This window comes from Arthrobacter sp. MDT2-34-1, from assembly GCF_059091365.1.
Map to the genome: position 1 here is coordinate 1 of NZ_JBNHGO010000226.1, position 252 is coordinate 252.

The 252-nt window shown below is 66.7% G+C and carries 1 protein-coding gene; it reads left to right on the forward strand.

Annotation, left to right across the window (positions count from 1 at the left end; translation table 11 throughout):
• Window positions 1-252 (forward strand): 50S ribosomal L9 C-terminal domain-containing protein (locus AC5RVV_RS18450; RefSeq protein WP_494002769.1); only part of this gene is annotated, 252 nt, incomplete at both ends.

Consider the following 252-nt stretch of genomic DNA (forward strand, 5'->3'; position numbering starts at 1 on the left):
GTCGAGTCCATCAAGGCTGCCCGCGCAGCTCGCGAGCACGCTTCCCTGGAAGACGCTCAGGCTCAGGCTGCCGCACTGGCTTCCAAGTCGGTCAAGCTGGTCGTGAAGGCCGGCGAAGCCGGCCGTCTGTTCGGTACCGTCAAGCCGGCCGACGTTGCCGCTGCCGTTGAGGCCGCCGGCCTCGGCGCCATCGACAAGCGCAAGGTCGAACTGCCGACGCACATCAAGTCGGTTGGTTCCTACCAGGCCAAC